This is a genomic window from Leifsonia sp. L25 (assembly GCF_050632895.1).
On the sequence record NZ_JBODRZ010000002.1, the window covers coordinates 393,383 to 406,760 of the forward strand.

Consider the following 13,378-nt stretch of genomic DNA (forward strand, 5'->3'; position numbering starts at 1 on the left):
CCCCGACACCCGCTCTGCCCAGGGCGAACAGCGCGGAAATGCGTTCCCCGCTCCGATAGATTCGATCCCAAGCGACAAAGGAAACGGAGCGAACATGGCCGACATGGGTATCCAGCCCAATGTTTTCGACAGACTGCTGAAGGACCGGATCATCTGGCTCGGTTCCGAGGTGCGCGACGAGAACGCCAACGAGATCGCCGCGAAGCTGCTGCTCCTGGCCGCAGAAGACCCCAAGCGGGACATCTACCTCTACATCAACTCGCCCGGCGGCTCGATCACCGCGGGCATGGCGATCTACGACACCATGCAGTTCGTCCCGAACGACATCGTCACGGTCGGTATCGGCATGGCCGCCTCGATGGGTCAGCTCCTGCTGACGGCCGGCACCAAGGGCAAGCGGTACATCACGCCGAACGCCCGCGTGCTGCTGCACCAGCCGCACGGCGGCTTCGGCGGCACCGCCAGCGACATCCAGACCCAGGCCCAGCTCATCCTCGACATGAAGAAGCGTCTGGCCGAGATCACGGCGTCGGCGACCGGCAAGTCGGTCGAGCAGATCAACGCCGACGGCGACCGCGACCGCTGGTTCAGCGCCCAGGAGGCTTTGGACTACGGCTTCGTCGACCACATCCGGGAGTCCGCGCTGGACGTCTCCGGCGGCGGCGGAACCGACCAGGACGCCAAGTAGCAGACGCCGGAAGAATAAGGACATCACTATGAACACCCCCATGCTCGGCGGGTCGGCCTACGGCGGCGTGCAGGCGCCCGGCTCCCGCTACATCCTCCCGTCGTTCGAGGAGCGCACGGCCTACGGCTACAAGCGCCAGGACCCGTACGCGAAGCTCTTCGAGGACCGCATCATCTTCCTCGGCGTGCAGGTCGACGACGCGTCCGCGGACGACATCATGGCCCAGCTCCTCGTGCTCGAGAGCCAGGACCCGGACCGCGACATCGTCATGTACATCAACTCGCCCGGCGGCTCGTTCACGGCCATGACGGCGATCTACGACACGATGCAGTACATCCGCCCGCAGATCCAGACCGTGGTGCTCGGCCAGGCGGCCTCCGCCGCCGCCGTGCTGACCGCGGCCGGCACCCCGGGCAAGCGCCTGGCGCTGCCGAACGCGCGCATCCTCATCCACCAGCCCGCCGTCGGCGAGGCCGGCCAGGGGCAGGCGTCCGACATCGAGATCCAGGCGAACGAGATCATGCGGATGCGCACCTGGCTGGAGGAGACGCTCGCCAAGCACTCCAACCGCTCGGTCGCACAGGTCAACAAGGACATCGACCGCGACAAGATCCTCTCTGCCGACGAGGCCCTGGAGTACGGCCTCATCGACCAGGTGCTGACCAGCCGCAAGACGCTCCCGGCGCTCGTCAAGTAGCCTCCGCGTCCCGGAACGCCCCCGTCCCCGCCGGACGGGGCGTTCGCGCGTCCGGCACGCGGGGCCGCGTCGGCTGCAGGCGCCGCGTCTGCTGATGGCATAAGGCCCCCGCGTGTCGAATCGCGTCGCGTGCGCGCCAATGTCGCCGTCTCGGGTTAGGCTCGACGGAGACACCCGAAGAAGGAGGGGAGACGGATGGCACGCATCGGGGAGAGCGCCGATCTGCTCAAGTGTTCCTTCTGTGGCAAGAGCCAGAAGCAGGTTCAGCAGCTGATCGCCGGTCCTGGCGTGTACATCTGCGACGAGTGCGTCGAGCTGTGCAACGAGATCATCGAGGAGCGGCTCGCCGAGGCGGGCGAGGAGACGTCGGGTGAGTTCGACCTCCCGAAACCGAAGGAGATCTTCGGCTTCCTCGAGGAGTACGTCATCGGCCAGGAGCAGGCGAAGCGCGCCCTGGCCGTCGCCGTCTACAACCACTACAAGCGGGTGCGTGCCAAGCAGACCCTCACCTCCGCAGACACGATGGACGACGTCGAGATCGCCAAGTCGAACATCCTGCTGATCGGCCCCACCGGCTGCGGCAAGACCTACCTGGCCCAGACCCTCGCGCGCCGCCTCAACGTGCCGTTCGCGGTCGCCGATGCCACCGCGCTGACGGAGGCCGGCTACGTCGGCGAGGACGTCGAGAACATCCTGCTCAAGCTGATCCAGGCCGCCGACTACGACGTCAAGCGCGCCGAGACCGGCATCATCTACATCGACGAGGTCGACAAGATCGCCCGCAAGGCCGAGAACCCGTCGATCACGCGCGACGTCTCCGGCGAGGGCGTGCAGCAGGCGCTGCTGAAGATCCTCGAGGGCACCGTCGCCTCGGTCCCGCCGCAGGGCGGCCGCAAGCACCCGCACCAGGAGTTCATCCAGATCGACACGACGAACGTCCTGTTCATCGTCGCCGGCGCCTTCGCGGGTCTGGAGGACATCATCTCGTCGCGTGCGGGCAAGAAGGGCATCGGCTTCGGCGCCCCGCTGCACTCCAAGGGCGACGACATCAACCTCTTCAGCGAGGTTCTCCCGGAGGACCTGCACAAGTTCGGCCTCATCCCCGAGTTCATCGGCCGTCTGCCGGTCGTGACCACGGTGACGCCGCTCGACCAGGACGCGCTCATGCAGATCCTCACCGTGCCGAAGAACGCGCTCGTTCGTCAGTACCAGCGCATGTTCGAGCTCGACGGGGTGCAGCTCGAGTTCGAGCACTCCGCTCTGGAAGCCATCGCCGACCTCGCGGTGCTCCGCAAGACCGGAGCCCGCGGCCTCCGCGCGATCATGGAGGAGGTGCTCGGCCCGATCATGTTCGAGGTGCCGTCCAGCTCCGAGGTCGCGCAGGTGGTGGTCACCAGGGAGGCCGTGCTCGAGAACGCCGCTCCGACTATCGTCCCGCACCGTCCGCGGCGCGAGGAGAAGTCGGCGTAATCGTCGCCGGCGTGATCAGGAACTCGGGCGCCCTCGTCACCATCAGCCACGCCGGAAGCACGGCGAGCGACAGGATGGGCAGCACCAGCAGGTTCTGAGTGACGGCGACGCCGACGAAGATGGCGATCCAGCCGTCCCGTGTGACCGCGAGGGTGATGCCGAGCACCCCCGCTCCGACAGCGACGGGCAGCGGAACGGCGGGCACGAGCGCGGCGGCGAGGGTTCCCACAGCGGCCCCGATGAACACCGCCGGGAAGACGCGCCCGCCGCGGAACCCGGCGCTGGCCGCGACGAGCAGCGCCACCAGCTTGACGAGGATGATCAGCACGAGCTGGCCAATCGAGTAGTCGGCACGGTTGACCACGAGCGTGCCCATCTGCTCGAGGCCCTTGAACAGCGTGATCGGGCCGCCGAGCGCACCGAGCAGGCCGAGCACGACACCGCCCGCGAGCGTGATGAGCAGCGGATGCCGCAGCGCGTGGAACGCCCGGTGGGCCAGCGGGAACAGTACGGCGCCGATCAGTCCGAGCGCGGTGGCGACCACGCCGATGATCAGCGCCGCGAGCACATCCCACCCGGTCACCTGCGTGTAGGCGGGCATCGGGATGCCGAAGTGCGGGTGGGCGAGCAGCGTCATCGTCAGCGACCCCGCAGCGGCCGCGACCAGCGGCAGGAACAGTTTGTCCCACAGCGCGCCGCCTCCCTTGACCGCCGCGACGATCCCGGTGAACACGAGCGCGGCCGCGACCGGGGTGCCGAACAGGGCGCCGATGGTTCCGGAGGCCGCCATCAGCATGACCAGCCGCGCGGGCACGGCCTTCCACAGCCTCCCGACCAGCGTCACCAGGATGCTGACGTTGATCGCGATGATCGGGTTCTCTGGGCCGAGGCTCACGCCGCCGGCCAGGCCGAGGACCGCCGCGAGCGCGAGGGACGGCACCACGCCGATCTTCAGGGGAGCGGCGACCAGCTCCGTCGTCGCGGAGTCGGGACCGGCGTGACCCGGGACCAGCCACACGGTCAGTCCGACAGCGAGACCCGTCACCGTGAGAACGAGGAAGATCCACCAGCCGGACGACGGGGCGACCCCGAGCGCCTTCGGGAGTGCGGTCCAGATGCCGTCATCGATCACGGCCGCGACCTCATCGACCACCCACAGAGTGAGGGCGCTGACAACGCCGATGACGACGGCCGGGACGGAGAGCAGGACGAGCTGGCGGACGGACGGGGTGGCGAGCTCCGGCTCGGTGGTGGTCATCGCGCCCCCTTCCCGCACGGATGCGCTCAGGCTAGAGCGTCGTGCGGGAAAGGGGCTAGGGCCGAGTCAGCCGTCGAGGCCGCGGCGCTTGAGGAGCGGGTCGATGACGGCGTCCCGGCCGCGGAAGTCGTGGTACGCCTCCAGCGGGTCCTTCGAGCCGCCCACGCCCAGCAGGCGGTTGCGGAAGCGGTCGCCGTTCTCGCGGGTCAGGCCCCCGTTCTCCTTGAACCACTCGACCGTGTCGGCGTCGAGGACTTCGCTCCAGATGTAGGAGTAGTAGCCCGCGTCGTAGCCGCCGGAGAAGGTGTGCGCGAAGTAGGTGCTCGCGTAACGCGGCGGCACGGCCGGGTTGTCGAGGCCGACCGCCGCGAGGGCGGCCGCCTCGAACGCGGCGACATCGGTCACCGTGTCGTCGGCGGTGATGGAGTGCCAAGCCTGGTCGAGCAGCGCAGCGGCCAGGTACTCGCTGGTGGCGAAGCCCTCGTTGAACGACTCGGACGCGTGCAGCTTGTCGATGAGCTCCTGCGGCATCCGCTCACCGGTCTCGTGGTGCACCGCGTAGTTCGACACGATCTCCGGCCACAGCATCCACATCTCGTTCACCTGGCTGGGGAACTCGACGAAGTCGCGGAAGACGTTGGTGCCCGCGAACTTGGGGTACGTGACGCGCGCGAACAGGCCGTGGAGGGCGTGACCGAACTCGTGGAAGAGGGTGTTGGTCTCGTCGTACGTGAGCAGGGTCGGCTCGCCGGCGGCGGGCTTCGGGACGTTGAGGTTGTTGACCACGACGGTCGGGTAGTCGAGCAGATCGGACTGCGAGATCAGCGGGTTCATCCAGGCGCCACCACGCTTGGAGTCGCGGGTGTACAGGTCGAGGATGTACAGGCCGACCCCGGAGCCGTCCTCGTTGCGTACCTCGAACACGCGCGCGTCCGGATGGTAGGCGACCAGGTCGGGCCGCTCCTCGAAGGTGATGCCGTAGAGGCGGGTGGCGGCGAAGAAGACTCCGTCACGCAGCACCCGCTCCGCCTGGAAGTACGGGCGCATCGCCGCGAAGTCGACGTCGTACGTCGCCTGACGCACGGTGTCGGTGAGCTTCGCCCAGTCCCAGCTCTCGACGGTCTCGCCGTCGCCGAGCTGCCCGGTGGACACGGCCTGCTTCTGGAGCTCGGCCTGCTCGGCGCGCGCATTGCGGGCGGCGGGAGGCGCGAGCCGGCCGAGCATGTCGGCGACGGCCTGCGGTGTGTGCGCCGTCTCGTCGGCGGTGACGAAGGCGGCGTGCGTGTCGAAGCCGAGCAGGCGGGCGCGTTCCGCACGCAGCCGCGTGATCTCCAGCACCAGCTCGCGATTGTCGTGCTCGCCGCCGCGGATGCCGCGGGCGCGGGAGGCCGCCATGATCCGCTCGCGGGAGCGGCGGTCGGTGAGGCTCGCCAGCCACGGGTGGCCGGTCGGCAGCACGAGAGTGACGATGTACCTGCCGTCGAGTCCACGCTCGCGGGCGGCTTCGGTCGCAGCGGAGAGCTCGCCCTCGCCGAGCCCGTCGAGCTCCTCGGCCGAGTCGAACACCACGGCGAGGTCGTTGGTGTCGGCGAGCAGGTTCTTCTCGAAGCGCGTGGTCAGGGTGGACAGGCGCTGGTTGTAATCCCGCAGCCGCTCCTTCTGCTCCTCGTCGAGCCCGGCGCCGGCGAGGGTGAACTCGGTGAAGTAGCGCTCGATCAGGTAGACGCCCTCCGGGTCGAGCCCGAGGTCGTGGCGTCGCTCGTGCAGCGACTGGAGGCGCTCGTACAGCGCGGGGTTCAGCCGGATGGCGTCCTGGTGCGCGGAGAGCAGGGGAGCGATCTCCTCCTCCAGTGCGTTGGTGAAGTCGGTGCTGTCGGACGAGCTCTTGTTGAAGAACACCTCGGCGACGCGCTGCAGCACCTGCCCGGAGCGCTCCAGTGCCAGCATGGTGTTCTCGAAGGTCGGCTCGTCGGGGGAGGACGCGATCGCCTCGACCTCTGCCAGCTGCTCCGCGAAGCCCTGCTCGAACGCCGGGCGGTAGTGCTCGTCGCGGATGTCGGCGAACGGCGGGAGCTGATAGGGGAGCGGGCTCGGGGAGAGGAAGGGGTTCGCGGTGTCGGCCATGCCCTCAGCCTAGGGGGCGGCGCACTGTTCATCTGCGATTCCGTGGCACCGGACGGGCCCGACCTAGGATGGCCGTATGAAGATCGTCGACCGCTATATGCACGGTCATCACGAGAGTGTTCTCCGGTCCCACGAGTGGCGGAATCTGGCCAATTCGGGCACGTACTTCGCCGGACTCCTCCGCCCGGGAATGACTGTGCTCGACGTCGGCAGCGGCCCGGGCACTCTCACGTTCGACATCGCGGGGCGCGTGGCGCCGGGTACCGTGGTCGGCGTCGACCGGAGCGCCGACATCGTGGCGCACGCGCGAGAGGCCGCGGCGCGGCGCGGGGCGACCGGGGTGTCGTTCGCGGTGGGTGACGCGTACGCCCTGGATTTCCCTGACGACTCCTTCGACGTGGTCCACGCGCATCAGGTGCTGCAGCACGTCTCGGACCCCGTGGCGGTGCTGCGGGAGTTCCGCCGCGTCCTGCGTCCGGGTGGCTTCGTCGTCGCGCGGGACGTGGACTGGGGAGGCACGATGTGGGCGCCGCAGCTTCCCGGACTCGCCGAGTGGATGCGGATCACGATGGAGGTGCAGCGCGGCAACGGCGGCGAGCCGTTCGCCGGCCGGTACCTGCGGACGTGGGCGCTCGAGGCCGGGTTCGTCGACGTGACGAGCTCCGCCTCGGTGTGGTGCTTCGCGTCCGATGAGGAGCGGCGCTGGTGGGGCGAGCTGTGGAGCGAGCGGGTGACGGAGTCCGACTGGGGTGCGCAGGCGCGGGAGGCCGGCGTGGCTGACGCCGCCACCCTCGCCACGGTCTCGCGCGCGTGGCTGGAGTGGGCCGCGGATGCGTCCGGATGGTACGGGATGCCGCACGGGGAGATCGTCGCGCGCGGCTGACCTCGACGGCGACTCTCGTCGCAGGGGGACGCACGCTTCTCTTGCAAAGAATCGGTTGCAAATTAATAGTTGCAAAGAAGTGCTTGCAAAGAAGTCTTTGGATAGCTAGTCTGATGGCATGTCCACCGATGACGCCTCCGCTGCCGACGAGTACGTCCCGCACTTCGAGTCCCTCGGCATGCCCGCCCTGCGTGCCCTCGCGCACCCGCTGCGCGTGGAGATCATGAATGAGCTGTCCGACTTCGGGCCGGCCACGGCCTCCATGCTGGCGGAGCGGCTGGGGGAGTCGAGCGGGGCGACCAGCTACCACCTCCGGCAGCTCGCCAAGCACCACATCATCCTCGAGGACACCGAGCGCGGCAGCGGCCGGGAGCGCTGGTGGAGGATGGCGCCGGGCGGCGTCACCATCGGCGGCCTGGAGACGCTGGAGACCCCGGCCGGCCGGGAAGTCACCGAACAGATCTCGCTGAGCTGGCAGCAGAACAACGAACGCCGGCTCAACGCCTACCTGCGCCGCGGGCTCGACACCTTCGGGCCGGAGTGGGTGGAGGCTTCCGCGTTGTCGACCTCGCACCTGGAGGTCTCCCGCGACCAGCTCGCCGAGCTCGCCAGCGAGTACTACACGATGCTCAACCGGCTCAAGGAGAAGTGGAAGACGGAGCCGGCGGGCGACCGCAAGCGCATCCAGGCCCAGTTCAACGCATTCCCGCTCGTGGAGCAGGACCAGCGGGCGCAGGAGCGGCCATGACTGCGCCGGCGACGGCGAAGACGCGCCTCGGCGTCGGCTTCGGCCGGCTGTGGAGCGCCGCCATCGCGAGCAACCTGGCCGACGGCATCGGCCGCACCGCGGTCCCGCTGATCGCCACCACGCTGACCCACGACCCCGCGCTCATCGCCGGGCTGACCGCCGTGACCTTCCTGCCCTGGCTGCTGTTCGGCATCCCGGCCGGGATACTGCTCGACCGCGTGGACCGGCGGGTGGCCATGGCCGTCGCCAACGGCCTCCGCTTCGCCGTGGCAGCGGTGGTCGCCCTGTTGATCGCCACCGACACGCTGACCATCTGGAGCCTGTACGCGTGCGTGCTGGCTTTCGGCCTCGGTGAGACGGTGTTCGACAACGCGACCACGACGGTCACGCCCAGCCTGGTGGCCCGCGATCAGCTCGACCGGGCGAACGGCCGGATGCAGTCGGCCGAGATCGTCGTGCAGAACTTCATCGCGACCCCGATCGCGGGCTTCCTGTTCGCGGCCGCGATCGCGTTGCCGCTCTGGCTGACCGGCGCCGGCTTCCTCCTCTCCGTGCTGCTCGTCCTCACCATCCCGGTGGCGGCGGCCCGGGCGCACCAGCTCGGCGCGGACGGCGGAGAGACCATGGCCCGCCCGAGGATGGGCGCCGTCGTCCGGTTCCTCTGGGACGACCGGTTCCTGCGAGGAATGATCGTCCTGACCTCGATCACCGCGTCCGCGCTCGCGTTCGCGCAGGGCAGCGTCGTGCTGCTGCTCCTGCAGACCTACTCGTTGCCGCCGTCGCTCGTCGGAGTCGTCACCGCGGTGATCGGCGCCGGCGCGCTCGTCGGCGCGCTGAGCGCCAGCGTGTTCGTGGGCCGGTTCGGCCGCGGACGTGTGATGTACGCCGCCATGCTGGTCAGCGGCCTCGGCATCCTCGGCGTCGGGCTCACCGGCAACGTGGTGGCCGGCATCCTCGCCTACGCCCTCGGCGCCTTCGGCGTCGCCGTGTGGAACGTCCCGTGGGGCGCGCTGCGGCAGGCGATCGTTCCGGGCGCCATCCTCGGCCGGGCGATGGGGATCGTCCGGACCATCGGCTGGGGCCTCACACCGATCGCCACCGTGCTCGGCGGGTTCGTCGCCCGCATCGAACTCCGCCTGCCGTTCCTCATCGGGGGCGCGATCGTGGTGGCGCTCGCGCTGATCGCGACGCGCCTCCTGCTGAGCGCCGGCCACTACGGCCGGCCCGTCACCGACGAGATTCCCTCGAACCCGTCACCAGAAGTCCAGACCATCCCGGAAGGAACCGCATCATGACCGCCATCACCGTGCCCGTGCAGCGGCCGCTCAGTCAGCGCACAGCACTCCGGATCGGTCGCGCCCTCACCGCGTGGGGAATGCGCCAGCCCGCGCGCCGGAACCGTCACGCCGAACTCGTCGCGACCGTCGAGCAGACCCGCGATCGGGCCGCGCGGACGCTGCCGCAGCTGCCACGCTGACCAGCCGGCCCGCTACGCCTCGTCGTAGTCCGAGGGCTCGGTCTCGACCACCTGGGTGATCGTGGCCGAGTCCTCGTGTGCGTTGTAGCGGATGATCGTGCCGTCGTCCAGCTCGACGACCGGGTTGCCCTCCAGCCACGTCAGCGTCCAGCGCCAGCCCGCTGTCTCGATGTCGGTCGCCGTCAGCTCCTCCTCGACGGTGGAGACGGCGTAGGTCACGACCTCGGGGAGGTTCGCCGGAGGCGTCCCGCCCACGGCCCAGCGGGTTCCGAGCTGCATCAGGCGGTCTCGGCGTTCTGGGCGGCAGCGAGGTCGATCTCGTAGGTGACCCAGGCGGTCTTGTTCGCGACGGAGTCGTAGACGCGCTGGGCGTCGGCGTTGTCGTTCGCGGTGATCCACTGTACGACGCCGAGGTGGCGCTCCTCGGCGAGGGCACGGACGGCGGCGATGAGCTGGTGGCCGACGCCCTTGCTGCGCTCGTCCTCCAGCACGTAGAGGTCGTCCAGGAAGAGCCCGCGGTCGCCTTCGAGCGGCCGGGCGAACTCGCGGACGTTGGCGAGGCCGACGATCCGGTCGCCGTCGACGGCGACGAAACCCTGCTCCTCGTGGTCGGGATCGGTGAGCCAGGACCACAGGACGAGCGCCCTCTGGTCGGTCAGCTCGGTGTCGTAGAACTCCGCGTACTTCGCGTACAGGTCCAACCAGGCGAAGAAGTCGCCATCCTTGACCGGCCGAACTACTGTCGACATCAGCCCCTCCGTTCGCCTTGCTCCCCGGCTCAGGAGTCCGGGAGTCGTATCGACCCTATCGCGGACCCGTTCAGGGAACGAGGTCGTAGGTGACCCACTTCGTCTTCTCGGCCACCCGGTCGTAGAGCCGGCGGGCCGTCTCGTTGTCCTTCGCGGTGATCCAGCGGACCACAGAAAGGCCGCGCTCCTGGGCCACGCTGCGGAGCTTCTCGAGGAGGGCAGTGCCCGCCCCTTCGCCGCGCGCATCCGGGAGGACGAACAGGTCGTCCAGGTAGAGGCCGGTGCTGCCGTCGAGCGGGCGCGCGAACTCCCGTACGTGCGCCAGGCCGATCGGGGTGCCCTCCGCGTCGACCGCGAAGTACGCCTCGAGACTGTTCTCGGGGTCGGTGATCCAGCTCCACACGAGGAGGGCCTTCTCGTCCGTCACGGGCGTCTCGTAGAACTCGCCGTACCCGGCGTAGAGGTCGAGCCAGGTGAAGAACTCGTTGTCCTCCACGCGCCGGACGTCAGCCGTCATCGTTCCTCCTCGCTCAGCGTCTGCGCAAGGAGGATATCGGTCACTTCGAGCGTGTCGGCGGCTACGAAACGCAGTTCTGCGATTCTGCCCACCGAAGCGAGGTCGGTGGAGGCGGACTCGACAGCCGCCAGCTCGTCGGCGGGAGCGCCGATCACGGCCGAGTCGACGGGCGTGCGCTGGGAGGCCTTGGCGGCCGTCTTGGCGCCGCGGATGCCGGTCAGGGCTCGCCCGACGACGGTGAGGACGGAGCGGGCGTCGTCCCAGTCCGCCGCTGCGACGTCAGCCGCCTCCGGCCACGCGGCGAGGTGGACGGACCCGGTCTCCGACCAGCTCCACGCCTCCTCGGACGCGAACGGCAGCACCGGCGCGAACAGGCGCAGGAATGCCGAGAGGGCCGTGCGGAGGGCGACCACCGCGGAGACCTGGCCGGCGTTGTGCTCGCCGTAGGCGCGCTCCTTGACCAGCTCCAGGTAGTCGTCGCAGAACGTCCAGAAGAACGTCTCGGCCGTCTCCAGCGCGCGGGCGTGGTCGTAGCCCTCCAGCGCGGCGGTGGCGTCGGTCACGACGTCGGCGAGCTGCTGCAGCATGCTGCGGTCGAGCGGTGCGGTCACCTGGGCGAGGTCGAGCGAGTCCGGCGCGTCGAAGCCGTGGATGAACTTCGCCGCGTTGAGCAGCTTGATCGCTAGGCGGCGGCCGATCTTGATCTGGGTCGGGTTCTGCGGGTCGAACGACGCGTCGGTGCCGAGGCGGGACGAGGCCGCCCAATAGCGCACGGCGTCCGAGCCGTGCCGCTCCAGGATGTCCGCGGGCGTCACGACGTTGCCCTTGGACTTCGACATCTTCTTGCGGTCGGGGTCCACGATGAAGCCGGAGATCGCGGCGTTGGACCACGGGGCGACGCCGTGCTCGAGCTGCGAGCGCAGCATGGTCGAGAAGAGCCAGGTGCGGATGATGTCCTGGCCCTGCGGGCGCAGGTCGAACGGGTACACCGCCTGGAACAGCTCGGGGTCGTCCACCCAGCCGCCTGCGAGCTGCGGGGTCAGCGAGGAGGTCATCCAGGTGTCCATCACGTCGTGCTCGCCGACGAAGCCGCCGGCCTGGCCGCGCTGCGACTCCTGGAACCCGGGCGCCGGGTCGGACGACGGGTCGACCGGGAGGTTGTGCTCGTCCGGCAGGATCGGCTGGTCGAACAGCGGGTTGCCCACGCCGTCCAGCGGGTACCAGACCGGGATCGGGACGCCGAAGAAGCGCTGGCGCGAGATCAGCCAGTCGCCGGTGAGGCCGTTGACCCAGTTCTCGTAGCGCACACGCATGAAGTCGGGGTGCCAGCCGAGGCTGCGGCCGAGCTCGATGAGCCGCTCGCGCAGCTTCTCGTCGCGGGCGCCGTTCTTGACGTACCACTGGCGGGTCGAGACGATCTCGAGCGGCTTGTCGCCCTTCTCGAAGAACTTGACCGGGTGCTGGATGGGCTTCGGCTCGCCGACCAGGTCGCCGGAGGCGCGCAGCAGCTCCACCACGGCTTGCTTGGCCGAGAACACCGTCTTGCCGGCGAGCTGGGCGTACGCCTCGCGGCCCTCCGCGCTCTCGATCGCCGCGGGCGGCTCGGTCTGGATGCGGCCGTCGAAGCCGATGATCGCGCGGTTCGGGAGGTCGAGCTCGCGCCACCAGGTGACGTCGGTGATGTCGCCGAAGGTGCAGATCATGGCGATGCCGGTGCCCTTGTCGGGCTGCGCGAGGTGGTGGGCGACCACGGGCACGTCCACGCCGAACACCGGCGTGCGCACGGTCGTTCCGAAGAGCGGCTGGTAGCGCTCGTCGTCCGGGTGCGCCACGAGCGCCACGCACGCGGGGAGCAGCTCGGGGCGTGTGGTCTCGATGTACACGGGACCGTCTGCACCGTGGAAGCCGACGCGGTGGTAGTCGCTCGGCTGCTCGCGGTCCTCCAGCTCGGCCTGGGCGACGGCCGTGCGGAAGGTGATGTCCCACAGCGTCGGGGCGAGGGCCTGGTAGGCCTCGCCGCGGGCGACGTTGCGGATGAAGGCGAGCTGCGAGGTGTGCAGCGCCTCCCGGCCGATGGTCCGGTAGGTCTGCGACCAGTCGACGGAGAGCCCGAGCGTGCGCCAGAGCGCCTCGAACTGCTTCTCGTCCTCCACGGTCAGCCGCTCGCAGAGCTCGATGAAGTTGCGGCGCGAGATCGGCTTCTGGTCGGCGGCCTTGGAGCTCTTGTTGTCGCCGCCCTCGAACGGCGGGACGAAACCGGCCTCGTAGGGGAGGGACGGGTCGCAGCGGACGCCGTAGTAGTTCTGCACGCGGCGCTCGGTGGGCAGGCCGTTGTCGTCCCAGCCCATCGGGTAGAAGACGCGCTTGCCGCGCATGCGCTGGTAGCGCGCCACGATGTCGGTGTGCGTGTAGCTGAACACGTGCCCGATGTGGAGGGAGCCGGAGGCCGTGGGCGGCGGGGTGTCGATCGAGTAGATCGCGGCGCGGCCGGCGGCGATGGCGCCGTCCCGATCGAATTCGAAGGTGCCGTCCTGCTGCCAGCGACCGCCCCAGACGGCCTCCAGGCCTTCGAGTGCTGGCTTGTCGGGCACGGGGTTCGCGGCGGTCATGGCTCTCCGATTCGATATGTGCGGCACCGTGTCAGCGGGGTGCCTGAGTGTGGGATACCCGTCAAGTTTACAGACTGGCGGCCGCCTCGGCTGAACTCGGGTCGCCCCATATGCTGAACGCCGTATGTCAATGTGAGTGAGGCGTTATGGCGGGTGCG

The 13,378-nt window shown here is 69.4% G+C and carries 13 protein-coding genes; 7 read left to right on the top strand and 6 right to left on the bottom strand.

Annotated elements, in window-relative coordinates; translation table 11 throughout:
* Positions 1-94: 94 nt before the first annotated feature.
* From ACRAWC_RS02800 to clpX, 3 genes are all read left to right on the top strand, one after another.
* Positions 95-688, top strand: coding sequence for an ATP-dependent Clp protease proteolytic subunit (locus ACRAWC_RS02800; protein WP_369963546.1), 594 nt, complete (start codon positions 95-97; stop codon positions 686-688).
* Between the two features lie 28 nt (positions 689-716).
* Entirely contained in the window at positions 717-1,385 is a 669-nt protein-coding gene (locus ACRAWC_RS02805; RefSeq protein WP_431346384.1) for an ATP-dependent Clp protease proteolytic subunit, read from the top strand.
* A 195-nt stretch (positions 1,386-1,580) separates the two neighbouring features.
* Positions 1,581-2,855, top strand: a complete 1,275-nt coding sequence (clpX, locus tag ACRAWC_RS02810; protein ID WP_431346385.1) for an ATP-dependent Clp protease ATP-binding subunit ClpX — start codon at positions 1,581-1,583, stop codon at positions 2,853-2,855.
* On the opposite strand, the gene ACRAWC_RS02815 is transcribed toward clpX, so the two are convergent.
* Both ACRAWC_RS02815 and ACRAWC_RS02820 read right to left on the bottom strand, forming a co-directional pair.
* The gene (locus ACRAWC_RS02815; RefSeq protein WP_431346386.1) at positions 2,812-4,113 is read right to left on the bottom strand and encodes an ion channel protein; all 1,302 of its coding nucleotides are present in this window, start codon (positions 4,111-4,113) and stop codon (positions 2,812-2,814) included. The genes clpX and ACRAWC_RS02815 overlap by 44 nt on opposite strands.
* A 66-nt stretch (positions 4,114-4,179) precedes the next feature.
* Positions 4,180-6,237: a M3 family metallopeptidase gene (locus ACRAWC_RS02820; RefSeq protein WP_431346387.1), complete on the bottom strand. Its 2,058-nt coding sequence runs from the start codon at positions 6,235-6,237 to the stop codon at positions 4,180-4,182.
* Between the two features lie 76 nt (positions 6,238-6,313).
* Here ACRAWC_RS02820 and ACRAWC_RS02825 point away from each other — a divergent pair, with 76 nt between their 5' ends.
* The 4 genes from ACRAWC_RS02825 (at position 6,314) to ACRAWC_RS02840 (ending at position 9,345) form a co-directional block, all read left to right on the top strand.
* Positions 6,314-7,120, top strand: a complete 807-nt coding sequence (locus ACRAWC_RS02825) for a methyltransferase domain-containing protein (protein WP_431346388.1) — start codon at positions 6,314-6,316, stop codon at positions 7,118-7,120.
* Positions 7,121-7,238: 118 nt separating this feature from the next.
* Positions 7,239-7,868, top strand: a complete 630-nt coding sequence (locus ACRAWC_RS02830; protein ID WP_431346389.1) for an ArsR/SmtB family transcription factor — start codon at positions 7,239-7,241, stop codon at positions 7,866-7,868.
* Positions 7,865-9,163 carry an MFS transporter gene (locus ACRAWC_RS02835; protein WP_431346390.1) on the top strand — a complete coding sequence of 433 codons (1,299 nt, stop codon included), beginning with the start codon at positions 7,865-7,867 and terminating at the stop codon, positions 9,161-9,163. The genes ACRAWC_RS02830 and ACRAWC_RS02835 overlap by 4 nt, the downstream gene beginning before the upstream one ends.
* A complete protein-coding gene (locus ACRAWC_RS02840; RefSeq protein ID WP_431346391.1) occupies positions 9,160-9,345 on the top strand; it encodes a hypothetical protein in 186 nt (61 codons plus the stop codon). The genes ACRAWC_RS02835 and ACRAWC_RS02840 overlap by 4 nt, the downstream gene beginning before the upstream one ends.
* 12 nt (positions 9,346-9,357) lie before the next feature.
* Here ACRAWC_RS02840 and ACRAWC_RS02845 read toward each other — a convergent pair whose 3' ends face one another.
* The 4 genes from ACRAWC_RS02845 to valS all read right to left on the bottom strand — a co-directional run bounded on the left by ACRAWC_RS02845 (position 9,358) and on the right by valS (position 13,220).
* A complete protein-coding gene (locus ACRAWC_RS02845; protein WP_431346392.1) occupies positions 9,358-9,624 on the bottom strand; it encodes a hypothetical protein in 267 nt (88 codons plus the stop codon).
* Positions 9,624-10,094 carry an N-acetyltransferase family protein gene (locus tag ACRAWC_RS02850; RefSeq protein WP_431346393.1) on the bottom strand — a complete coding sequence of 157 codons (471 nt, stop codon included), beginning with the start codon at positions 10,092-10,094 and terminating at the stop codon, positions 9,624-9,626. Before ACRAWC_RS02850 ends, ACRAWC_RS02845 begins: the two co-directional genes overlap by 1 nt.
* 70 nt (positions 10,095-10,164) lie before the next feature.
* Positions 10,165-10,611, bottom strand: a complete 447-nt coding sequence (locus ACRAWC_RS02855; RefSeq protein ID WP_431346394.1) for a GNAT family N-acetyltransferase — start codon at positions 10,609-10,611, stop codon at positions 10,165-10,167.
* Positions 10,608-13,220, bottom strand: a complete 2,613-nt coding sequence (valS, locus tag ACRAWC_RS02860; protein WP_431346395.1) for a valine--tRNA ligase — start codon at positions 13,218-13,220, stop codon at positions 10,608-10,610. The genes ACRAWC_RS02855 and valS overlap by 4 nt, the downstream gene beginning before the upstream one ends.
* Positions 13,221-13,378 lie beyond the last annotated feature (158 nt).

Coding starts and splice junctions, on each gene's coding strand:
- ACRAWC_RS02855 (WP_431346394.1), bottom strand. CDS start 10,611: ATGACGGCTGACGTCCGGCGCGTGGAGGACAACGAGTTCTTCACCTGG.
- ACRAWC_RS02840 (WP_431346391.1), top strand. CDS start 9,160: ATGACCGCCATCACCGTGCCCGTGCAGCGGCCGCTCAGTCAGCGCACA.
- ACRAWC_RS02830 (WP_431346389.1), top strand. CDS start 7,239: ATGTCCACCGATGACGCCTCCGCTGCCGACGAGTACGTCCCGCACTTC.
- ACRAWC_RS02820 (WP_431346387.1), bottom strand. CDS start 6,237: ATGGCCGACACCGCGAACCCCTTCCTCTCCCCGAGCCCGCTCCCCTAT.
- ACRAWC_RS02815 (WP_431346386.1), bottom strand. CDS start 4,113: ATGACCACCACCGAGCCGGAGCTCGCCACCCCGTCCGTCCGCCAGCTC.
- ACRAWC_RS02850 (WP_431346393.1), bottom strand. CDS start 10,094: ATGTCGACAGTAGTTCGGCCGGTCAAGGATGGCGACTTCTTCGCCTGG.
- ACRAWC_RS02845 (WP_431346392.1), bottom strand. CDS start 9,624: ATGCAGCTCGGAACCCGCTGGGCCGTGGGCGGGACGCCTCCGGCGAAC.
- ACRAWC_RS02805 (WP_431346384.1), top strand. CDS start 717: ATGAACACCCCCATGCTCGGCGGGTCGGCCTACGGCGGCGTGCAGGCG.
- ACRAWC_RS02800 (WP_369963546.1), top strand. CDS start 95: ATGGCCGACATGGGTATCCAGCCCAATGTTTTCGACAGACTGCTGAAG.
- clpX (WP_431346385.1), top strand. CDS start 1,581: ATGGCACGCATCGGGGAGAGCGCCGATCTGCTCAAGTGTTCCTTCTGT.
- valS (WP_431346395.1), bottom strand. CDS start 13,220: ATGACCGCCGCGAACCCCGTGCCCGACAAGCCAGCACTCGAAGGCCTG.
- ACRAWC_RS02825 (WP_431346388.1), top strand. CDS start 6,314: ATGAAGATCGTCGACCGCTATATGCACGGTCATCACGAGAGTGTTCTC.
- ACRAWC_RS02835 (WP_431346390.1), top strand. CDS start 7,865: ATGACTGCGCCGGCGACGGCGAAGACGCGCCTCGGCGTCGGCTTCGGC.